Genomic DNA, 22,187 nt, shown 5'->3' on the forward strand with positions numbered 1-22,187 from the left:
ATGGAGCTTACGAACGAAAACGTACTCGGCAAGATCATCAGCGAGTTTGGGGAAGAGAACATCTGGGACGCAATGAACCCGGATGGCATCATGACGATCACCACCAACCGCGAGACCATACATAAGCTGGTGAAATACCTGCGCGACGACAAGGAACTGCAGATTAGCTTCCTGACCACCATGTGCGGTATCCACTACCCGGGCCAGGGCGAGAAGGAAATGTGCATGATGTACCAGAAGCACAGCCTGCGCCACAATTACCGCATCCGCATTAAGGTGTACATGCCGGCCTCGGACCCGGTGCTGCCCACCTTAACGGACCTGTACGCCACCGCCAACTGGATGGAGCGCGAGGCATTCGACTTTTACGGCTTCAAGTTTATCGGCCACCCGAACCTGACCCGCATCCTCAATATTGAGGAGATGGAGTACCACCCGATGCTGAAGCAGTACCCGCTGGAGGACCAGACAAGGGAAGATAAGATCAACACTTATTTCGGACGTTAAGCCAGTTTTGTATAGTTACTAACAACTATAGCTGACAGAAAAAGAAGACCATCATGGCTACTGAAAATAAAACCGCCGAGCTTACCGACATAGAGCAGTTCCGTAAAGACCACGGACTTGCTATTAAGGAAGAGCGGCCGCTTACCACGCTGAACCTGGGGCCAACCCACCCGGCCACGCACGGTATTTTCCAGAACATCCTGCAAATGGATGGCGAGGTGATCGTGGATGCTGTGCCGACCATCGGCTATATCCACCGCGCCTTCGAGAAGATTGCAGAGCGCCGGCCTTTCTACCAGATCACGCCGCTCACCGACCGCATGAACTACTGCTCCTCCCCTATCAATAACATGGGGTATCACATGACGGTGGAGAAGTTGCTGGGCATTTCGGTGCCGAAGCGTGCGCAGTATATCCGCGTGATCATGATGGAGCTGGCCCGTATCTCCGACCACCTGATCTGTAACTCGATCCTGGGGGTGGACTCCGGTGCCTTTACCGGCTTCCTGTACGTGATGCAGGAGCGCGAGCACATCTACGACATTTACGAGGAAGTATGCGGTGCCCGTCTGACGACGAACATGGGCCGCATCGGGGGCATGGAGCGCGACCTGTCGCCGAAGGCCCTGCATATGATCGACGAGTTTCTGAAGCGCTTCCCGAAAGTATGGGCGGAGTTTGAGAAAATGCTGACCCGCAACCGCATCTTCATCGACAGAACCACGGACGTGGGCGCTATTTCTGCTGAGCGAGCGCTCAGCTATGGCTTTACCGGCCCGAACCTGCGTGCCACCGGCGTGGACTATGATGTGCGCGTGATGAACCCATACTCTTCTTACGAAGACTTTGAGTTCGAAATCCCGGTAGGCTCCAAAGGGGACACGTATGACCGCTTCCTGGTGCGCAACGAGGAAGTATGGCAAAGCCTCAAAATCATTGAGCAGGCTTACAAGAACCTGCCGGAGGGCTCCTACCACGCCGACGCGCCGCACTACTACCTGCCTCCGAAACAGGCGGTTTATACCAGCATGGAAGCGCTGATCTATCACTTCAAGATCGTGATGGGTGAGGTAGATGCGCCGGTTGGCGAAGTATACCACAGCGTGGAAGGCGGTAACGGCGAATTGGGCTTCTACCTGATCAGCGACGGTGGCCGCACGCCATACCGCCTGCATTTCCGACGCCCTTGCTTTATCTACTACCAGGCCTACACCGAAATGATCAAAGGCGGGCAGCTGGCCGACGCGATCCTGACCCTGAGTAGCCTGAACGTAATCGCCGGCGAGCTCGACGCATAAACATTTATCATTTACCATTTAACATTGATCAATGATAAATGATCGATGACAACTGAAAAATGGCAGAGACAATAAACGAAGTTAAGTTTTCTGATGCAGCCATGGCCGAGATCCAGCGCTACATCAGCCACTATCCGGAAGGACGCCAGAAGTCTGCTATACTTCCCATCCTGCACATCGCGCAGGCGGAGTTTGGCGGCTGGGTAAGCCCCGAGGTGATGGACAAAGTAGCCGAGATCCTGAACATTCAGCCGATCGAAGTATACGAGGTGGCCACGTTCTATACCATGTTCAACCTCAAGCCGGTTGGAAAGCATGTGCTGGAAGTATGCCGCACCGGCCCTTGCTGCCTGCGCGGCGCCGACCAGATCATCGACATGATCAAGCAGAAACTCAACATCGAGGAAGGCGAGACCACCGCCGACGGCATGTTTACGCTGAAGCCGGTAGAATGCCTTGCCTCTTGCGGCTCAGGCCCGATGCTGCAGGTGCGCGAGCTGTTCTACGAAAACATCGACAGCGAAGAGAAGCTGGATGAGTTCCTGGAGACGATGCGCACCAAGGAGCACGAAACGCCGGTCTGGAAAAAGTAAACCGGACCTTGTGACAAAAGACTATTAGACAAAAGACTTTATACTTGCATCACCTCTTTTGTCCTTTGTCAAAAGCTCCTTTGTCAGTCACTAATAAAGTATAAACAGGCAGAAGCCGGTAAAGCAACTGCCAAGCTATATATCCTGTTACAATGGGACTTAAAATATTAACTGAGCATATCAACGTTCCCGGCATCGAGACGCTGGAAGTATATCGCAAGCACGGCGGCTACAAATCAGTAGAGAAAGCCCTGAAAACGATGTCTCCGGATGAGGTGGTGGAAGAGGTGAAAACATCGGGCCTGCGTGGCCGCGGTGGCGCCGGCTTCCCGACGGGTATGAAATGGAGCTTCCTGGCAAAGCCGGAGGGTATTCCGCGCTACCTCGTTTGCAATGCTGACGAATCGGAGCCGGGCACGTTCAAGGACCGCTGGTTCATGGAGAAAAACCCGCACGCGCTGATCGAAGGGATGATCACGTCGAGCTACGCGCTGGGAGCCAACACTTCTTATATCTACATCCGTGGCGAGTTGTTGTTTGTGCTGCGCATCCTGGAGAAAGCCATCGCGGAGGCGTATGCGGCCGGTTTGCTGGGCAAAAACATACTTGGCTCGGGCTACGACCTGGACCTGCATGTGGCGCCGGGTGGCGGTGCCTACATCTGCGGCGAGGAAACAGCCCTGCTGGAGTCTTTGGAAGGCAAGCGTGGCAACCCGCGCAACAAGCCTCCGTTCCCGGCGGTGAAAGGCCTGTTCCAGAGCCCAACCGTGGTAAACAACGTGGAGACCATCTCTGCTGTGCCCTGGATCGTGAACAACGGCGGCGCGGAGTATGCCAAAATTGGTATTGGCCGTAGCACAGGCACCAAACTGATCTCTGCCAGCGGTAACATCAACAACCCGGGCGTTTACGAAATTGAGCTGGGTGTGCCGGTAGAGGAATTCATCTACTCAGACCAGTATTGCGGCGGCATCTGGAAAGGCAAGCAACTGAAGGCCGTGGTGCCGGGAGGTTCATCCGTGCCGATTCTGCCCGCCAACCTGATCCTGAAAACGGCTGCCGGCGAAGATCGCCTGATGTCTTACGAGTCGCTGTCTGACGGCGGCTTTGTGAGCGGCTCCATGCTGGGCTCGGGTGCCTTTATCGTGTTTGATGAAGACCAGTGCATTGTGCGCAACACATGGAACTATGCCCGCTTCTACCACCACGAATCTTGTGGGCAGTGCAGCCCATGCCGTGAGGGTACAGGCTGGATGGAGAAAGTGCTGCACCGCATCGAGTACGGCCACGGCCATCAGCAGGACATCGACCTGCTGGTAAGCGTAGCCAAACAGATCGAAGGAAACACCATCTGCCCGCTGGGTGATGCAGCCGCATGGCCGGTGGCAAGTGCTGTCCGCCACTTCCGCCACGAGTTTGAGTGGCACATCAACAACCCGAAAGAGGCCACAGCCCCGGGTGCGGTGTACAGAGGCCAACTCGACGCTGTAACAGCGTAAGACGCGTAGCACGACATACGTGTCAAGACATTCATCTTTCTGTCATTCTGAAAGAACCTTGGTTGAATTGTGAAGAAGCCATTGCGGCTTGCCCACAAGATCCTTACAGAATGACAAAGAGGAAGAGCAAGAATAGTAAACAAGTATAGCTAAAACCGTTCGTTGTCCTGCTTCTGTCAAGAAACGAACAACGACAAACGAACAATAGGATATAAAATGGCTAAAGTAACCATAGATGGCATTGAGATAGAGGTAGAAGACGGAACTACCATCTTACAGGCCGCACGTAAAATCGGGGGTAAAGTAGTGCCTCCTGCCATGTGCTATTACACGCCTTTGAAAGGCAGCGGTGGTAAGTGCCGCGTGTGCCTGGTAAAAGTAACGCAGGGCTCTACCAAAGACCCGCGCCCTATGCCTAAGCTGGTAGCTTCGTGCATCACGCAGGTACAGGACGGCATGGTGGTGGAAAACAGCACCAACGAGGACGTGCTCAACGCCCGCAAAGGCATCGTGGAGATGCTGCTCATCAACCACCCGCTCGATTGCCCTATCTGCGACCAGGCCGGTGAGTGCAACCTGCAGGACCTTTCTTACGAGCACGGCATCAGCGCGCAGCGCTTTGAAGAAGAGCGCCGCACGTTCAACAAGGTTGACCTGGGCCCATACATCCAGCTGCACATGACGCGCTGTATCCTGTGCTACCGCTGCGTGTACACGGCAGACCAGGTTACTCCGGAGCGTGTTCACGGTGTATTAGGTCGTGGCGATGCCGCAGAGATCGGTACCTATATCGAGAACATGGTAGACAACGAGTTCTCCGGCAACGTGATCGATGTGTGCCCGGTGGGTGCTCTCACAGACAAGACCTGGCGCTTTAAGAACCGTGTGTGGTTCACCAAACCGATGGATGCGCATCGCGATTGCCCTACCTGCTCGGGTAAGGTAACGCTGTGGACGCGTGGCGAGGAGGTACTGCGCGTAACAGCCCGCAAGGACCAGTACAATGAGGTGGAGGAGTTTATCTGTAACACCTGCCGCTTCGACACAAAAGAGGTAAAAGACTGGACCATTGAAGGACCGCGCCATATCGACAGAGCTTCTGTGATCTCGGCCAACCACTATGAGCTGCCGGTTGTAAACGTTCCGATCGTGCCTAACCTGCCAACATCCACTAAGAAAAACCTGCCACAGGAATAAGAAATGGAGTCTGTAGACCTACTATACAAAGCGATTTACATCCTGGTTATCTTCGGCATCACCCTGCTGATAGCCACCTACTCGACTTACTTTGAGCGTAAGATAGCGGCCTTTATCCAGGACCGCGTGGGCCCGAACCGTGCCGGTCCGGCTGGTTTGCTGCAGCCGCTGGCTGACGCCGGCAAGCTGTTCTTCAAAGAGGATTTTATCCCCGCCAAGGCCAACAAGACGCTGTTTATACTTGGCCCGGGCATAGCCATGCTCGTGGCGACCATGTCGAGCGCGGTAATACCGTTTGGCGACATGCTCATCGTGGGGGGGCGCGAAGTGTACCTGCAGGCCATTGAGGTGAATATTGGGGTACTCTATATCTTTGGCGTGGTATCGCTGGGTGTGTATGGTCTGATGATCGGCGGCTGGGCTTCCAACAACAAGTTCTCGCTGTTGGGTGCTATCCGTGCGGCATCGCAGAACATCAGCTACGAACTGGCCATGGGCCTTTCGCTGATCGCGGTGCTAATGCTGACAGGCTCGCTTTCGCTGCGCGAGATCGCAGAGCAGCAGGCAGGCTTTAACTGGAACATCTGGTACCAGCCGCTGGGCTTCCTGATCTTCCTGATCTGTGCCTTTGCCGAGACGAACCGCACCCCATTCGACTTACCCGAGTCTGAGGCCGAGCTGATCGGTGGCTACCACACAGAGTATGGCTCCATGAAACTGGGCATGTACCTGTTCGCAGAGTACATTAACATCTTTGTGGTGTCAGCGGTAATGGCTACGCTATACTTTGGCGCCTACAACTTCCCGTTCATGGAGAACCTGCGCCAGGCCATCAGTGACCCGGTGCTGGCCAATAACATCGTCACGCTGGTGGGCGTGGTAGCCATGTTTGCCAAGATCTTCCTGTTCATCTTCTTCTTTATGTGGGTACGCTGGACGCTTCCGCGCTTCCGCTACGACCAACTGATGAAGCTGGGCTGGAATATCCTCTTCCCGCTGGCGATCCTGAACATCCTGCTGACAGCGGGCGGAATTCTGCTGAAAGACTATTTATTTTAAACTATAGTATCGAAATTTGAATGTTGACGGCGGGCAGCCTGTTAAAGTATACATTGCCTGTACAACACTCAGAACTGAATAGAGATGGAACCACTATCAAATAGAAGAAAGGAAGTGGCGCAGAAGGAGATGACGTTCGCAGAGCGCGCGTACCTTCCTGCTATTGCCCAAGGCCTTGGCATAACGATAAAGCACTTCTTTAAAAAGAAAGCGACCGTACAGTACCCGGAGCAAACGCGTGAGCGCAGCTCAGTGTGGCGTGGCCTGCACGTGCTGAAGCGCGATGAGGAAGGACGTGAGCGTTGCACGGCCTGTGGCCTGTGTGCCGTGGCCTGTCCGGCCGAAGCCATCACCATGACGGCTGGCGAGCGCAAGGCGGGTGAGGAGCACCTCTACCGGGAGGAGAAGTATGCCGTTACCTATGAGGTGAACATGCTGCGCTGCATTTTCTGCGGCCTTTGCGAGGAGGCCTGCCCGAAGGCGGCGATTTTCCTGCAGGACGATAAGCTTGCCCCTGCCCGCTTTGAGCGCGACGAATTTATCTACGGCAAAGACCGCCTGGTAGAGCCAAATAAGACCACCGAAACGAAATAGTCTGATGGAGAGCCTGTTCTTTTTCCTTGCTTCGCTAACGCTGCTGTGTGCCCTGTTGGTAGTAATATCCAAAAACCCAGTGCATAGCGTTCTGTTCCTGATCATCACCTTCTTTACAATCTCCGGCCACTACGTGCTGCTAAACGCGCAGTTCCTGGCGGTGGTAAACATCATCGTATACGCAGGTGCTATCATGGTACTTTTCCTCTTCGTGATCATGTTCCTGAACGTGAAGAAGACGGGAGGCGACAATGCCATCAAAGCCTCTACGATCAGCAAGTTTGCCGGTGCCATTGCCGGTGGTCTGCTGTTTATCGTACTGGTTTCCGCCCTTAAAGACGCTACCCTGGCAGGGTATAACCCCGACACGTACAACTCGCAGGTAGGTATGGTGGAGAACCTGGGTTATGTGCTGTATACGGACTACCTGCTGCCATTTGAGCTTACCTCTGTCTTGTTCCTGGTAGCCATGGTGGGTGCTGTGATGATCGGCAAAAAGGAGGCAGGCGAGAGCCATTTCTAAACAAGCCCAAACCTTACAAGTATAAAAGCAGCAGGCCGGACTTATACTTCCGGCCTGCTGCTTTTCTGTTTATGCCGGTTTATACTTACTCCACCGCTAGCTGCACCTCCAGCAACTCCGAGTGGCCCTTATCGTCGTCTGATACCACCACGACCTTGTACGTCCGCTCCTCCCCTTTCAGCACCACCAGCGACTCCGCCTTACCCGCGTAGGCTGATCCGTCTTCATTGTTCAACTGCACCACCGGCACCGGTAGTGGGTTGGCAGCATCCAGGGCTAGTGGCAAAGCCCTCAGGTCAATTGTTCCTATAAAGCTACCGTGTACCTCGCCATCATCAATGGCATTGGGCGTATCCTCCACGGAGGCGGTGAAGAACAGTTTTCCATCCAGCGAGCAAGCGCCCGAAAAGCCAGCACGCACCTGCCCCAATTGCGGCAGCGAGAAATGATACAAGGCAGCAGCGGGCATCTCTCCCCGGCCAAGTATAAAATCCTTAAAAGCGCTGGACTCGAAACGGAGAAGCGTGTTGGTGCCTGCGCCGAGAGGCCGCTGCAGCAGGTAAGCGTATACTTCATCCATGGCCAGGCCCTCCAGGTTTAGCTGTCCCTCGCTCTCCAGGCGTAGCACCTGTTTCAGGAAAGTATAAAAACGACTCAGATCCAGCTCCTGCACCTGCATGTTCTCAGACAGATTCACCAGATACCCCTTAGAGCGGGCCGCGCTGGCGCCCGAGCCCAGCAGCAGCAGCATCTCGTCACGGCCATAGCTGAGGCGCGCCATACTTTCCAGGTCGGGCTTCTCCTCCTTCGGGATACGCCCCTTCACAACACCCGTGGTATCGAACAGCGGGTACTGCTGCACCAACTCATACATCTCGTCGAGCCGGTAGAGGAACGGGGAGTCATCGCCGAGCACATAGAAAGCACCCTGCACATGCTCCAGCCCGGAGGCGGAGGGCAGATTCTTGTAAAACACCTTGCGCGTGGTGCTGGCAGTCAGTTTCAGCTCTTTCATTCTCTCTGCGGTTTCACTGATGTCGGCACTTGCCTCGGGCGGCCCGGACTTACAGGCCAGTAGGAGCAGGAGGAGCGGCATCAGAAAGTATAAAAAGTATCGGTGCTTCATAAGGATAAAGTATAACTCCCATAGCTACGCAAACATGGCCCAAAAGTATAATTCGCCGCCTTCCCTGCCATCAGAAAAAATAATTTCCGGGAATATGAAAGGATTGCCTGAGAAATGGGAAAATGCTGTGTAACAATGCCCCTGCAGGGCCAATAAGAATAGGAAATATGTTATGGTTTTTACAAAAATGGGGATAACTTTGCGACTTGATTTTTGGATCGAAAATTAAGAGTAATCCGTTCAGTCACACAGAAAATGAACAACATACCTGAGGTCATCCGGACCATTCCATTAGACTATTACCTTTACTTCAGCGCGGCTCTTTTTGTTATCGGTATTATCGGCGTGCTTACGCGCCGCAACGCCATCGTGATCTTTATGTGTATCGAGCTGATGCTGAACTCAGTGAACCTGCTGCTGACGGCCATGGCCTCTTACAGAGGTGACACGAACGCGCAGGTATTTGTCTTCTTTATCATGGCGGTTGCCGCCGCAGAAGTGACCGTTGGCCTGGCTATCATTGTGATGACCTACCGCAACATCCGCTCTACTGATGTACAACTGCTGAACTACCTGAAGTGGTAACAGCCCTAACATACGCTGAATAGCTTAAACACTTATACTGATGCAAGAGATTGTAATGCCGATTAACAACCAGGGGATGGCACTGCTTTGTCTGCTTATTCCGTTACTGCCGCTGGCCGGCTTTATTATCAACGGACTGGGCAACCGCAGCATAGCGAAAGGCCTGGTGAGCTTTATTGGTAGCGGCACAGTGCTGGCTTCTTTCCTGATCACTGTCTACCTGTTCCTTGATTTTACGGCTAACGGCAGCCGCGCCTACATAGTGGATTACTACGACTGGATTTCGGTGGGCGGCATGCAGGTTGGCTTCTCGTTCCTGATAGACCAGCTCACGCTGCTAATGATGCTGATGGTGACCGGCATCGGCTTCCTGATCCACCTCTACTCGGCCGGCTACATGAGCCACGACGAGAACTTCGGAAAGTTCTTCGCCTTCATCAACCTGTTCATGTTCTCCATGCTGCTGCTGGTGATGGGCTCCAACTACGTAATGATGTTCGTGGGCTGGGAAGGCGTGGGCCTTTGCTCCTACCTGCTCATCGGCTGTAGCGCCATGCTCCTCTGGAACAAGAACAACAGCTACAACAACGCCGCCAAGAAAGCCTTTGTGATGAACCGCATCGGTGACCTGGGCTTCCTGCTGGGCATCTTCCTCATCTTCATCACGTTCGGATCGGTTAGTTACCCACAGGTTTTTGCTGAAGCCGCCAATTATACCGGTGGTATCGACTCTGGCGTAATGATTGCCATTACCTGCTCCTGTTTGTGGGCGCCATGGGTAAGAGCGCGCAGATTCCGCTCTTCACCTGGCTTCCGGATGCGATGGCGGGTCCTACGCCGGTTTCAGCCCTGATCCACGCCGCCACCATGGTGACGGCTGGTATCTACATGGTGCTACGCTCGAACGTGCTGTACGTGCTGGCCCCTACCACCCTGGAAGTGATTGCGATTGTGGGTGTGGCTACAGCGCTGCTGGCCGCCACGATCGGTCTGGCGCAGAACGACATCAAGAAAGTACTGGCTTACTCTACCGTATCGCAGCTGGGTTACATGTTCCTGGCGCTGGGTGTGATGGCCTTCTCCTCCTCCATCTTCCACGTACTGACGCATGCTTTCTTTAAGGCGCTGCTGTTCCTGGGTGCCGGTTCTGTGATCCACGCCATGAGCAACGAGCAGGACATCCGCTACATGGGCGGCCTGCGCAAGTACCTGCCCATTACGTTTATCACCTTCCTGATCGGTACGCTGGCCATTGCTGGTATCCCGCCGTTCGCCGGTTTCTTCTCCAAGGATGAGTTGCTGGCCCACGCCTGGGAGCATAGCAAGCTGCTGTGGGGCTTAGGTGTACTGGCCTCATTTATGACCTCTTTCTACATGTTCCGCCTGGTGTTCCTCACTTTCTTCGGATCGTTCAGAGGTACAGAAGCACAGAAAAGCCACCTGCACGAGTCGCCCATGTCGATGACACTGCCGCTGATCGTGCTGGCTATCCTTTCTACCGTAGGCGGTTTCCTCGGAATTCCGCCGGTATTCGGCGAGAACCTGCACGTGATGCAGAACTACCTGGCTCCTATCTACGACTTTGCACGTGTGGCTAACCCTGCCGCCGTGGAGCCGATGCACCTCGACCACACTACAGAGTGGCTGTTGATGGGCGTATCTGTTGTAGTGGCCCTGGTAGCGGCTGGTATTGCCTACACCATGTATGTGAGCAAAAAGACAGTTCCGGTGCCGGAAGGCGAGCGCCTGTCTCCTCTCCACAACCTGATCTACCACAAGTACTACATCGACGAAATTTACGACACCACCATCGTGCGTCCGCTGATGTGGATGTCTACTATGTTACACCGTGTGCTGGACGTGAAAGTGGTAGACGGCATTGTAAACGGTTTTGGAAAGCTGACCACGTATAGCAGCCGCACGCTGCGCTACGCACAAAGCGGTGCCACCGGCTTCTACCTGATGGTGATGGTGTTCAGCATCGTCCTGATTTTATTTTTAAACTTCTTTATCGGATAAGGTTCTTAGAAGATGATAACAGCTCTATTACTTTTCTGGCCTGCCCTTGCCGCGCTTCTGGTGCTGCTCATAAAAGGACAGGGTGCCAAGAAAGTGGCTTTTGTAGCAGCGCTAGTTCAATTTGCGTTGTCACTTTTCGCTCTCTCAGCATTCGACACCCAAAGCGGTGCCACCCAGCTCGCCCTTAGCCTACCCTGGATCGAAAGTGCAGGTATCAGCTTCAGCATTGGTATGGACGGCATCAGCCTGCTGATGGTCCTGCTAACGACCTTCCTGGTGCCGCTGATCATACTGTCAGCCTATAAGCACGAGTACAAGAACCCGAACGTTTTCTACGCCCTCATCCTGTTCATGCAGACCGGCCTGATCGGTGTGTTTGTAGCCATGGATGCCTTCCTCTTCTACTTCATGTGGGAGGTGGCGCTGATTCCGATCTACTTTATCGCTGCGGTTTGGGGCGGTGCTAACCGCATTCGCGTTACGTTTAAGTTCTTTGTGTATACGATCTTCGGCTCGCTGTTCATGCTGGCTGCCTTCGTATACCTTTACTTACAGACGCCGGGCACGCACTCTTCGGATGTAAATGCTTTCTACCAGTTATCGCTTTCCGCTGAGTCGCAGAGCTGGATCTTCTGGTTCCTCTTCATCGCCTTCGCGATCAAGATGCCGGTGTTCCCATTCCATACCTGGCAACCGGATACCTATACGGAGTCGCCTGCACAGGCCACCATGCTGCTTTCGGGCATCATGCTGAAGATGGGTATTTACGGTGTGCTGCGCTGGTTGCTGCCTGTGGTGCCCTTCGGCGTAAGCCAGTGGGATGAGGTGGTGCTTGTGTTGGCCATCATCGGCATTATTTACGCCTCTGTCATCGCCATTCGCCAGCGCGACCTGAAGCGCCTGATCGCTTACTCCTCCATCGCGCACGTGGGCCTGATCGCGGCCGGTATCTTTACCCTGAACGAGCAGGGCCTGCAAGGGGGCGTTATTCAGATGCTGAGCCACGGTATTAACGTGGTGGGCCTGTTCTTCATCATCGACATCATTTTTAGCCGCACCAATACCAGGGAGATCACCAGCCTGGGCGGTATTACCCAGAATGCCAAGGTGCTGTCGATTTTCTTCATGATCCTGCTGCTGGGCTCTGTGGCGCTGCCGCTGACAAATGGCTTCGTGGGTGAGTTCCTGCTGCTGTCCGGCGTGTTTCAGTACAATGCCTGGTTTGGCGGCGTGGCCGGTCTGACCATCATACTTGCCGCGGTGTACATGCTGCGCATGTTCCAAGGGGTGATGTTCGGCACGAAGTCTGAAGTAACCGAGACCTTCGCTGACCTGACCCTGAACGAGAAAGCTGTGCTGATTCCGCTGGTGGTGATGGTTTTCTGGATCGGCTTGTTCCCGAACACCTTCCTGAGCATCTCGGAGCCTGCCGTGAACAACCTGCTGAGCATCATTAACCGCTAAGCGGCTATAAAGAATAAAGCGTTTTACAGAAATACGACGACATGACCTCGATCATACTTCTATCTGTCTTTGGTATCATTAACCTTTTTGCAGGGTTTGCAAAGAACAAACAGATGCTGCTGCCGCTGGTGCTGGTGTTTTTAGCAGTAGTGTTTGGCGTGAACCTGCTGGATTGGAACGATACCCAGACCTACTTCAGCAACATGCTGACCGTAGATAACTATGCCGTGGCTTTCACGGGCATCATGACCCTTACCACGCTGCTGCTGCTGCCTTTCTCGCAGCGCTATATCGATAAAGGCGACTCGAATCTGGCCGAGTACTACTCGCTCCTGCTCTTTTCACTCGTAGGCGCCGTGATGATGGTGGGGTACGAAAACCTGATCATGCTCTTTATCGGTGTGGAGATTCTCTCTATCGCCATGTATGTGCTGGCCGGAAGCGACAAAAGCAGCCTTCGCTCTAACGAAGCAGCGCTGAAGTACTTCCTGATGGGTTCTTTCTTCACGGGCATCATGCTGTTTGGCATTGTGATGATCTACGGAGCCACCGGCACATTCAATATCACAGAGATTGGCGCCGCACAGGCAGCGCTTGGAGCGGACGGTGTGATGGATAGCATGTTCGTGATGGGCATCCTGGTACTGGTGATCGGTATCTCCTTCAAGATCTCCGCTGCCCCCTTCCACTTCTGGGCGCCCGACGTGTATGATGGCACACCAACCTTCTTTACCGCCTTCATGTCTACTGTGGTAAAGACGGCCGGTGTAGCGGCATTCTATAAATTAATGGCCGCAGCCTTTGCAGCTTCCTATGCCGCCTGGTTCCCGACAGTGGTGGCCATTACCGTGCTAACACTGGTGGTTGGCAACATTGGTGCTGTGATACAGACAAGCTTTAAGCGCATGATGGCTTACTCGAGCATCTCGCATGCCGGCTATATGCTGATGGCGCTGATGGCCTTCAATGCGTCTTCCGACACAGCCATCCTGTTCTATTCTGCGGCTTATTCCGCAGCTACTATCGCCGCCTTTGGTGTGCTGAAAATGGTGCAGGACCAGCGCAAGAGCGCCGACTACGAAGCCTTTAACGGACTGGGCAAAACAAACCCGCTCCTGGCTTTCGCCATGACGGTATCGATGCTCTCCTTGGGCGGTATTCCGCTTACAGCAGGTTTCTTTGGTAAGTTCTTTGTGTTCTCTGCCGTGCTGCAGAACCCGGACATGCTGTGGCTGGTGGTGCTGGCGGTTATACTTGCCGCAGTGGGTATCTACTACTACTTCCGGGTGGTGATAGCCATGTACATGCAGCCTGCTGCCAACTACAAGACCGTACGTGTGGAGGGCTTCGCCGCTTTCACACTCATCGTTTTAACCATCCTGACCATACTACTAGGTATAGCCCCTGCGCTGGTTAGCGAGCTGCTCTAGTACTGATGTATACTTTATAAGGAAAGGCTGCCTGCATAGGCAGCCTTTTTTGTTTCATGACCGGTACTCCCCCAAACAAGTAGGAACAGTTGAAGTATAAAGCATGGTACGATTATACCTGGTGGCCATGAACAGATTTCTACCCCTCTGCCTAGCATCCGTTTGTTTTCTAATGGCGGGTACAGCCTGCGACGCACAGTCCGGTAGTAGTGCCTCTCAAAGCACCAAAGCCGCTGCTGGACAGGCCACGCACCGGGTGGGCGGCAACTGTGACACCTGTGAACTGATGTATGTGGACTCGCCAGAAAATATAAACACCACCGATACCAATGCCGCCTGGAAAGAGTCGTCGGGGCAAAAGCTGAGAATAAGCGGCACCGTTTATAAGCCTGATGGCAAAACGCGGGCCCCAAATATTCTCCTATACTACTGGCACACGAACAGCGAGGGAGTATATGCAAACAGAGAGGGTCTGGACCCGAAAGTAAGGCCGCATGGCTATATTCGGGGGTGGGTAAAGACAGATGGGCAAGGGCAGTACAGCATCTATACCATCCGCCCTGGCCACTATCCGGGAAGATCAGGCCCAGCGCATATACATTTACTGGTAAAGGAGCCAGAGCTGCCCAACGAGTACTATATTGATGATATTCTTTTTGAGGAGGATCTTCGCCTGACAGAGGCCTATCGGGACAAGCTTGAAAACAGAGGCGGAAGCGGCATTGTGCAAACGGTGCAGGAGAATGGTGTGCAGGCAGCGAACCGCGACATCATACTTGGAAGAAATGTTCCGGATTATCCGGAGAAAGATTAATCAGCCCCACAGCATCATACACAACAAAGTATAAAATCTGTAACCCATCTTTAACTTGCTTCATACCCACCTATCAACAGGAGTTATCCACATATCCACACCGCTATAGGAATTTATGCTTTAGATGGTGGATAAAGGCTGATTTTATCCTTCAATCCACACACTTATCCACATTGTCCATGGCTTAAAGTATAGATTGGGGATAAAAACAGAAGGCCTGCCACTGAAACTGTGGCAGGCCTTCTTATAAGCTGTGGAAAAACGACTGTTACTTTTGCGGCAGGTTTTTCATGTTTATGTGTAACTCATCGAGCTGAGCATCTGCTATAGGAGCCGGGGCATCTATCATCACGTCGCGGCCGGAGTTGTTCTTCGGGAAGGCGATGTAGTCGCGGATGGAGTCGGAGCCGCCGAAGAGCGAGCACAGGCGGTCGAAGCCGAAGGCGATGCCCCCGTGCGGTGGTGCGCCATACTCAAATGCGCTCATAAGGAAGCCGAACTGCGCCTCCGCCTCTGCCTTGGAGAAGCCCAGCAAGCGGAACATCTGCTCCTGCAGACGACGGTCGTGAATACGAATGGACCCGCCTCCAACTTCCACCCCGTTGATCACCATGTCGTAGGCATTGGCGCGGATATTGCCCGGGCGGTCGTCGATGAGTTCGATGTCCTCCAGCTTCGGCGAGGTGAACGGATGGTGCATGGCATGGTAGCGCTTGCTATCCTCGTCCCATTCCAGCAACGGGAAGTCCACCACCCACAGCGGGGCGAATACGTTCTTGTCGCGCAGCCCCAGGCGCGTGCCCATCTCCAGGCGCAGCTCGTTGAGGGCCTTGCGGGTTCTGTCGGCATCACCGGCAAGTATAAGTATAAGGTCGCCGGGTTTGGCGTTAAAGGCAGCGGCCCATGCCTGCAGATCCTCGGAGGAGTAGAATTTGTCTACTGATGATTTTATACTTCCATCTTCGTTCACGCGGGCGTAAACCAAGCCAGTAGCGCCAATCTGCGGACGCTTCACAAAGTCAGTCAGCTCATCTACCTGCTTGCGGGTATAGCTGGCCGCTCCCTGGGCGCAGATCCCCACAACCAGTTCGGCATCATCAAACACCTTGAAGCCCTTGTTCTTCACCAGCGGGTTCAGCTCCACAAAACGCATGTCGAAGCGCGTATCCGGTTTATCGGAGCCGTAGAACTTCATGGCGTCGGCATACGTCATGCGCGGCAGCTTGCCTATCTTCACGCCTTTCACCTTCTCGAACAAATACTTGATAAAGCCCTCGAAGGTATGGAGGATATCCTCCTGCGTCACGAAAGACATTTCGCAGTCGATCTGGGTGAACTCCGGCTGGCGGTCGGCGCGCAGGTCTTCGTCACGGAAGCATTTCACGATCTGGAAGTACTTGTCGAAGCCCGATACCATCAGCAGCTGCTTAAAGGTCTGCGGCGACTGCGGCAGAGCGTAAAACTCGCCCGGGTTCATGCGGCTTGGCACCACGAAGTCGCGGGCACCTTCTGGCGTAGATTTGATCAGGTAGGGCGTTTCCACCTCAATAAAGTCAATGCCGTTGAGGTAGTCGCGGGTGGCGCGCATCATGCGGTGGCGCAGCTCCAGGTTGCGGCGCACCGGGGCGCGGCGCAGGTCCAGGTAGCGGTACTTCATGCGCAGGTCATCCCCGCCGTCCGTCTCGTCCTCAATCAGGAAAGGCGGCAGCTTAGAGGGGTTCAGCACCACGATCTTAGACACGTGCAGCTCAATGTCGCCGGTCGGGATCTTGTCGTTTTTGGAATAGCGCTCCACTACCCTGCCAATCACCTTCACCACATACTCCCGGCCCAGGTTTCGCGCCTGCTCCATGATCACGGCTGGCGTGATGCCTTCTTCCATAGTCAGCTGCGTGATGCCGTAACGGTCGCGCAGGTCTACCCACAGCATGCCGCCCTTGTCGCGCAGGCGCTGCACCCACCCTGTTAATATTACCTCTTCGCCAACGTTGTCCAGGCGAAGCTCGCCGCAAGTATGTGTTCGGAACATAGTATGATCTACTTCTATAGTTTTATGCAAATGTAATAATCTTAGCCTTGGTTTGCTGTATCCGGCGCAAATGTTACTCCAGCAAATCGCGCGCGGCGGCCACGTTATCTACCTGTATGGCGTCGGGCCTCATGTTGATCATGCGGGCGATGCGGGAGCGGGATTTTCCGCCAAACAAGGCCACCTGCAGCCCCTGCGCTTTTGCCTGCTGCACCTGCTGAGGCGATACATCACGCCCATTGGCGCAAATGCCGTTTAGCTGGTTGTTCTGCGCCTCTACCAGCGCCTGCTCAAAATCCCCAGCAGTATCGATCATCAACTGTGCCTGGGGCTCCACTTCCCTGAAAGCTTTCAGAAAAGCAGGGTTTGGGGAGATGAACACCGTTCTTTCCAAAGGATAAGCATACTTACGCAACAGGGCCATCAGTGTCTGGGCATAATACAAATGGCGGCTCGGGTTCTGGTTGCGCAGGTCCAGGTGCAGGTAAGGCAGCTCCGGATAGGTGGCAAAGCGCTGCAGCAGCACCTCCAGCGTGATAATCTCCTCATCATGGAACAGGTCATAGAAAAAGCCGCCCTTGTACTTCAGGCCCACCACCCCGGCAGCCGGAAGGTTATCAATGATACCCTCCGCCTCCGTCATACTTTCCAGCGTTACGTCATGGTAAAGTATAAGCACGCCGTCCTGGCTCAGCTGCACGTCTACCTCCACGCCATCGGCACCGTTCTCCTCCATCGCCTTTACAATAGAGGCCATGCTGTTGGAGGGGAGCGGGTTAAACGGGTTGAGGGGCGATAAAAAGCCGGAGCCGGCATGACCCAGCACCAGCACCTCCTTATACTTCACCTCGTCGTGGCGGCGCATCAGCCAGACAACAATGGCTAGGGCAAGCAGCACGAAAGCAAGTATAGACAGCCAGATGTTGCGCTTCGACATGTAGTGGATGGGGGCGTATTCCTAAAATATCTCTTTAAACAACGAAGTTAACACAGAATCTTTATAATTACCGTTAAATTTGCAGTCGCACAACTCTTATAAAATGCAAAGTACCACCAAAACAACTGTAGCTAAGGCCTTTACCGCCGACGCGGAAACGCTGGGCCAGCCGCAGGAGCGTTACCTCATCCCGCTTTCCACCATACTTCTCATAGCACTGGCCATCCGCTTACTGGCCGCTTTCTTCTCCAAGGGCTTTGCCTTCAGCGATGACCATTTCGACGTAATCACGATTGCGCAGGGCTGGCTGGATGGCTTCCCGCTGTGGCTGAACGAGCCAATGCCGCCGCGCCACAGCATGCTTTACGTGCTCATCCACTACGCCATATTCTATGTGTTGGAGGCCGTGGGCATTTTTAGCCCGGAGGTGAAGATGACAGTGGTGCGCCTGGTGCATGCACTGTACTCGCTGCTGGTGGTATACTTTGGCTATAAGTTAACGGAGCGGCTCTCGAACCGCGCCAACGCACGTATGGTAGGCCTGATGCTGGCGCTGGTGTGGTTTATGCCGTTCATGAGCGTGCGCAACCTGGTGGAGATGGTGTGCATTCCGCCCTACCTGGCCGCCTTTTACCTGATGGTGAAGGAGGAGCAGACGGACCGAAAGCGCTGGCTGCCCTATTTCTGGGCGGGTGTTTTGTTTGCCCTAGCCTTTGTGTTCCGCTACCATACGGTACTGTTTGGGGCCGGCGCCGGACTGGTGCTGCTCTACCAGCGCAAGTGGCGCGAGGCGATGGCGGTGCTGCTGGGCTTTCTGGTGGCCGCGTTCCTGGTGCAGGGCGTGATCGACATCGTCTTCTTCGACTATCCTTTCCACTCCATCGTAGCCTACTACCAGTATAACTCCGAGCACGCCAACGACTTCAGCTCCGGCCCCGTTTACCGCTTTGCCCTGACCATACTGGGTTTTCTGGTGCCGCCGGTGAGTGCCTTTCTGATAGTGGGTTATGCCCGCACGGCCAGGCTGGCCCCTGCCCTCTTCTGGGGCGGGCTGATCTTTTTCGTGGCACACTCGCTGTTCCCCAATAAGCAGGAGCGCTTTATACTTCCGCTGCTGCCACTCATTATGGTTTTGGGGGTGATCGGCTGGCAGCAGTTCGTGCGTGGCTCTGCCTTCTGGCAAAACCGTCGCAGGCTGCTGGCAGCCTCCTGGATATTTTTCTGGGTGCTGAACCTGCTGGCCACGGTGGGCATGGCCTTTACTTATACCAAAAAGAGCCGCGTGGCCCCGCTGGTATATCTCTCCGAGAAGCAGGAAATGGACGGCGTGGTGCTCGAGTTTGGCAACCACAGCGTTAAAAAGCCGCCGCTCTTCTACCTGGGCCGCACCAGTGCCGTGTACGATAAGTATATCATTGATGAAGACATGGTATGGGAGGAGTACTTGCAGGGACAAAAGCAGCTTCCCGAGGATTTTGTGATGGCTTATACTTTGAACAGGGATAAAACGACGCAGGAGCTTCAGAAAGAAATTGCAGCCTCGCCATACAAGCCAGACTATGTGGTGGTGGTAGGCAACAAGGATATGGAGGAGCGCATGGCTCGCCTGCAGCAGCTTTTCCCGAACCTGGAACTGGAGCATACCATTAACCCATCGCTCTACGACAGGCTGCTGCACCTGCTGAATCCACGCGTGCACAAGGACGAGCATGTGCAGATTTATAAAGTGAGGTAATGAGTGAGTAGAGAAACTTATTTTCTCTGGCGCAAGTCTCCAGACTTGTGTCCTTTTGTGTGTCAGGTCTGTGCCTCGACTGGCTTGAAAAGCCATGCTATATACATCGGCAATACTTGCTGGTTTATACTTTATACGATCGCTGGCGCGGGTTTGCAACCCGTGCCTTCTTATTCGTTGGGTTTGCAACCCAACTGGCTCGCAGAGCCATGCTTATACTTGAGCTATTTTCATACTTTCACTGGCGCAAGCGTCCGCTTGTGCCTCTCTTAGCCACCGCTTCCCCGCAACCTGACACAAGTTATACTTTCTAGCTGCGGCTTCATCCACGGCCTTAAATCCTGCTCGTTTCATTTCTGGCTTTGGTGACCTCAAGGCCGGGAGGCCTCGTCTTCCCGCATCGCGCTGTGTTCCCTTCCTTTGCTCCTAACGTCGCAATGCCTCGCTCACGCTCGGCACCGGAATCTCACAAGGCGCTCAACGGAAAGACTGGAATCAGTTCGATAGTCGCCGCTGACGGAGCCAGAACAGAACTCCCCTCCTTGGACAAGGAGGGGTAGGGGTGGTTGGACCCGGTGCTACAGAATTCCCAGTTGCTCTTCGGGATTTATAATCCCGAAGCACTTAATATCAGGATTTGCAATCCGGCTTTTAGGTTTTAGCCACAGCTCTACAGCTGGCAAAGTGTTAAACCGGATTACAAATCCTGATAATACCATACTTTCGGAGTGCAAATCCGAAAGAGCGGAGTTTATACTTGTAGGGACAGGTCGAAACCTATCCGCGCGAGAACAGCGGCTATAAAACTTATACTTCAGAAGGAATAGCAGCAGAGCCACCTCGACCTCCAGAAATAAAAAGAGAGGCATAGGTAGTTAGGCCTGGCTGTTTAGCTACCTCGTAAAAGTATACAGGTAGTTGATGGAGAAATTCCAGAAGAAGACCAGCACCACGGCAATGAACTTGGAGACGTAGAAATTGAGTTTGGCGCGGTCGGTGAGCAGGTAGATGATGAGGTTGTTAAGCAGCAGGCCTACCAGTGCCGCGGCCAGAAACTTGGAGAACTGCCAGCCAATCTCCGGATCATGGCTGTGGAAGGTCCAGATGCGGTTAAGGTAGTAGTTGCTGGCGCTGGCCAGCAGAAAACCCAGGCTGTTGGCCACGTACTTGTTCCAGCGCAGCACCTCCTTAGCCAGAAAAGTGGCCCCAAAATCCAGCAGCAGGCCGGAAAAACCTACTACTCCAAACTTTAGAAACTTAAAGAAAAGGCTTTGTATACTTTCTGACATCCGGTTTATACTTTGCAGCTCCTGCACCGGCCACAGCACAGGGGCTACAAAAGTAATAGACTTCCCGCAGGCTACCAACCCTAGTTTTCAGAGGGAGATCCGAGCACCCGGCTTATAGCATGGTGTTCAGTTCTACAGGCAGTTGGTTCCTGCACGAAGGGCTATCGGACGTGCTTATACGTTAGGTTTATTTAAACAAGCCGCCCAGCTTGTCTTTCAGGCCCCCACCCATAAGCCCGCCCAGCAGGTCAGTTTCTTTCAGATTGCCGGCACTCGCCTGCCCTTGTATCTTTTGCATGATAAAATTAATGGCAAAGGGCGCCACCTGGTTGGCCACGCTGGCGGGTACGCCGAGCTTGCTGGTAAGGTCGCCGACATACTTGTTGATGATGCTGTTGGTGGCGCCGCTCTCACCAGGGGCTTTGTTGCCCTTAAAGACATCCATCAGGCCGCCCATGTCGCCGCTGCCCGCGCGTTGCTTCACCTCGCTCATCACGTTGTCCCTGGCCAGGTCTACCGATTTATCCGCCTTATCGGGCGGCAGGTTAAACTTACTTTGCAACTCGCCGGTCAGTTGCCCCTTCACGTTATTGATTATGTTCTCGATCATAGCTTTATACTTTAATTAGGTTAGCATCAGGATCCTACTTTAAAAGGCGCACCAAAAACGGGCGGAGCCAAACTATACTTTGCGTAAAGTTGTTCTTCTTCCGGCGCGGGCCTTCCCTTAAAAGTATAACGGTAACGCTCGCACAAAGATATTTTTGGCCACCGCCACTCCAGTACCTGTAGACAAAGCTATTTTGGCAGCATTCTTGCATATATAGCTGCAACAGATACCTTTTCCCTAATATTTAATAGCTTTGCCGATACAAACACATGAACATGCGATACCTTGCCTTTTTAGCCATTATTCTGATAGCCGGAGCCACCTTTGCACAGTCTAAACTGAAGAAGACGCAGATCAGCAAAGAAGTAAGCGTGCTGCTGCCGCAGGATTTTATGCCGATGCCCGACGATGGCATCGCCCGTAAATACCCCGCCTCCACCCGCCCGCTTGCCGTGTATACCAGCCCCAATGGCCAGATTGACTTTAGCGTAACGCAGAAGCCATCGCAGTTCAAGGAGCAGGACCTGGACATGCTGCGAGAGTTTTACAAGGCCAATTTGCTGGAGCGCTTCACGCAGGTGGATTTTATCCGGCAGGAGGTAACGCAGGTAAAGGGCAAAGACTACCTGGTGTTTGAGTTTGTGAGCAACCTGGCCGATGAGCGTGGCTCCTCCAACCTGGCGCCGGTGCAGAAGTATAGCATCATGCAGTATACCATTAAGGATGATAAGCTCTACATCTTTACCATGCACGTGCCTTTCTCTATGAAGAACGACTGGCAGCAGACCGCCCGCGACATGATGGGCTCCATCAATATAAAATAACCACTACTACCTATTTATCTACTACGCAAAAGCCCCGCCAGTTTGGAGGGGCTTT

19 protein-coding genes and 1 pseudogene are annotated in these 22,187 nt (G+C 53.8%); 15 read left to right on the forward strand and 5 right to left on the reverse strand.

Annotated elements, in window-relative coordinates:
* From OH144_RS14825 to OH144_RS14860, 8 genes are all read left to right on the forward strand, one after another.
* A complete protein-coding gene (locus tag OH144_RS14825; RefSeq protein WP_266203057.1) occupies positions 1–507 on the forward strand; it encodes an NADH-quinone oxidoreductase subunit C in 507 nt (168 codons plus the stop codon).
* 53 nt (positions 508–560) lie between these two features.
* Positions 561–1,805, forward strand: a complete 1,245-nt coding sequence (nuoD, locus tag OH144_RS14830) for an NADH dehydrogenase (quinone) subunit D (RefSeq protein ID WP_266203058.1) — start codon at positions 561–563, stop codon at positions 1,803–1,805.
* Between the two features lie 59 nt (positions 1,806–1,864).
* Positions 1,865–2,398 (forward strand): NADH-quinone oxidoreductase subunit NuoE family protein, encoded by a 534-nt coding sequence (locus tag OH144_RS14835; protein ID WP_266203059.1) that lies wholly within the window; start codon positions 1,865–1,867, stop codon positions 2,396–2,398.
* Positions 2,399–2,550: 152 nt separating this feature from the next.
* The gene (gene nuoF / locus OH144_RS14840; protein ID WP_266203060.1) at positions 2,551–3,897 is read left to right on the forward strand and encodes an NADH-quinone oxidoreductase subunit NuoF; all 1,347 of its coding nucleotides are present in this window, start codon (positions 2,551–2,553) and stop codon (positions 3,895–3,897) included.
* Between the two features lie 216 nt (positions 3,898–4,113).
* Positions 4,114–5,094 (forward strand): 2Fe-2S iron-sulfur cluster-binding protein, encoded by a 981-nt coding sequence (locus OH144_RS14845; protein WP_266203061.1) that lies wholly within the window; start codon positions 4,114–4,116, stop codon positions 5,092–5,094.
* 3 nt (positions 5,095–5,097) lie between these two features.
* The gene (gene nuoH / locus OH144_RS14850) at positions 5,098–6,153 is read left to right on the forward strand and encodes an NADH-quinone oxidoreductase subunit NuoH (RefSeq protein ID WP_266203062.1); all 1,056 of its coding nucleotides are present in this window, start codon (positions 5,098–5,100) and stop codon (positions 6,151–6,153) included.
* An 84-nt stretch (positions 6,154–6,237) separates the two neighbouring features.
* Positions 6,238–6,747, forward strand: coding sequence for a NuoI/complex I 23 kDa subunit family protein (locus tag OH144_RS14855; protein ID WP_266203063.1), 510 nt, complete (start codon positions 6,238–6,240; stop codon positions 6,745–6,747).
* Between the two features lie 4 nt (positions 6,748–6,751).
* On the forward strand, positions 6,752–7,270 hold the full coding sequence (locus OH144_RS14860) for an NADH-quinone oxidoreductase subunit J family protein (protein WP_266203064.1): 519 nt from the start codon (positions 6,752–6,754) through the stop codon (positions 7,268–7,270).
* A gap of 85 nt (positions 7,271–7,355) precedes the next feature.
* On the opposite strand, the gene OH144_RS14865 is transcribed toward OH144_RS14860, so the two are convergent.
* Positions 7,356–8,396, reverse strand: a complete 1,041-nt coding sequence (locus OH144_RS14865; protein WP_266203065.1) for a DUF6929 family protein — start codon at positions 8,394–8,396, stop codon at positions 7,356–7,358.
* 255 nt (positions 8,397–8,651) lie between these two features.
* On the opposite strand from OH144_RS14865, the gene nuoK reads away from it, so the two are divergent.
* From nuoK to OH144_RS14890, 5 genes and pseudogenes are all read left to right on the forward strand, one after another.
* Positions 8,652–8,981: an NADH-quinone oxidoreductase subunit NuoK gene (nuoK, locus tag OH144_RS14870; RefSeq protein ID WP_266203066.1), complete on the forward strand. Its 330-nt coding sequence runs from the start codon at positions 8,652–8,654 to the stop codon at positions 8,979–8,981.
* A gap of 55 nt (positions 8,982–9,036) precedes the next feature.
* A pseudogene (gene nuoL, locus OH144_RS21575) lies at positions 9,037–11,000 on the forward strand (NADH-quinone oxidoreductase subunit L).
* Between the two features lie 12 nt (positions 11,001–11,012).
* Positions 11,013–12,464, forward strand: a complete 1,452-nt coding sequence (locus tag OH144_RS14880; protein WP_266203067.1) for a complex I subunit 4 family protein — start codon at positions 11,013–11,015, stop codon at positions 12,462–12,464.
* A 41-nt stretch (positions 12,465–12,505) separates the two neighbouring features.
* On the forward strand, positions 12,506–13,894 hold the full coding sequence (locus OH144_RS14885; protein ID WP_266203068.1) for an NADH-quinone oxidoreductase subunit N: 1,389 nt from the start codon (positions 12,506–12,508) through the stop codon (positions 13,892–13,894).
* A gap of 103 nt (positions 13,895–13,997) precedes the next feature.
* Complete coding sequence (locus tag OH144_RS14890; protein ID WP_266203069.1) at positions 13,998–14,708, forward strand: dioxygenase family protein; 711 nt, start codon at positions 13,998–14,000, stop codon at positions 14,706–14,708.
* A gap of 268 nt (positions 14,709–14,976) precedes the next feature.
* Here the strand turns inward: OH144_RS14890 and aspS are convergent, their stop codons facing one another.
* Positions 14,977–16,737 (reverse strand): aspartate--tRNA ligase, encoded by a 1,761-nt coding sequence (gene aspS, locus OH144_RS14895; protein ID WP_266203070.1) that lies wholly within the window; start codon positions 16,735–16,737, stop codon positions 14,977–14,979.
* Positions 16,738–16,810: 73 nt separating this feature from the next.
* Positions 16,811–17,674: a glycerophosphodiester phosphodiesterase gene (locus tag OH144_RS14900; RefSeq protein WP_266203071.1), complete on the reverse strand. Its 864-nt coding sequence runs from the start codon at positions 17,672–17,674 to the stop codon at positions 16,811–16,813.
* 103 nt (positions 17,675–17,777) lie between these two features.
* On the opposite strand from OH144_RS14900, the gene OH144_RS14905 reads away from it, so the two are divergent.
* Positions 17,778–19,409, forward strand: coding sequence for a glycosyltransferase family 39 protein (locus OH144_RS14905; RefSeq protein ID WP_266203072.1), 1,632 nt, complete (start codon positions 17,778–17,780; stop codon positions 19,407–19,409).
* An 893-nt stretch (positions 19,410–20,302) separates the two neighbouring features.
* On the opposite strand, the gene OH144_RS14910 is transcribed toward OH144_RS14905, so the two are convergent.
* Complete coding sequence (locus tag OH144_RS14910) at positions 20,303–20,698, reverse strand: GtrA family protein (protein WP_266203073.1); 396 nt, start codon at positions 20,696–20,698, stop codon at positions 20,303–20,305.
* A gap of 187 nt (positions 20,699–20,885) precedes the next feature.
* Complete coding sequence (locus OH144_RS14915; protein ID WP_266203074.1) at positions 20,886–21,308, reverse strand: hypothetical protein; 423 nt, start codon at positions 21,306–21,308, stop codon at positions 20,886–20,888.
* Between the two features lie 269 nt (positions 21,309–21,577).
* Between OH144_RS14915 and OH144_RS14920 the strand changes: the two genes are divergently transcribed.
* Positions 21,578–22,132, forward strand: coding sequence for a hypothetical protein (locus OH144_RS14920; protein WP_266203075.1), 555 nt, complete (start codon positions 21,578–21,580; stop codon positions 22,130–22,132).
* Positions 22,133–22,187 lie beyond the last annotated feature (55 nt).

The organism is Pontibacter kalidii, assembly GCF_026278245.1.
Lineage (GTDB): Bacteria > Bacteroidota > Bacteroidia > Cytophagales > Hymenobacteraceae > Pontibacter > Pontibacter kalidii.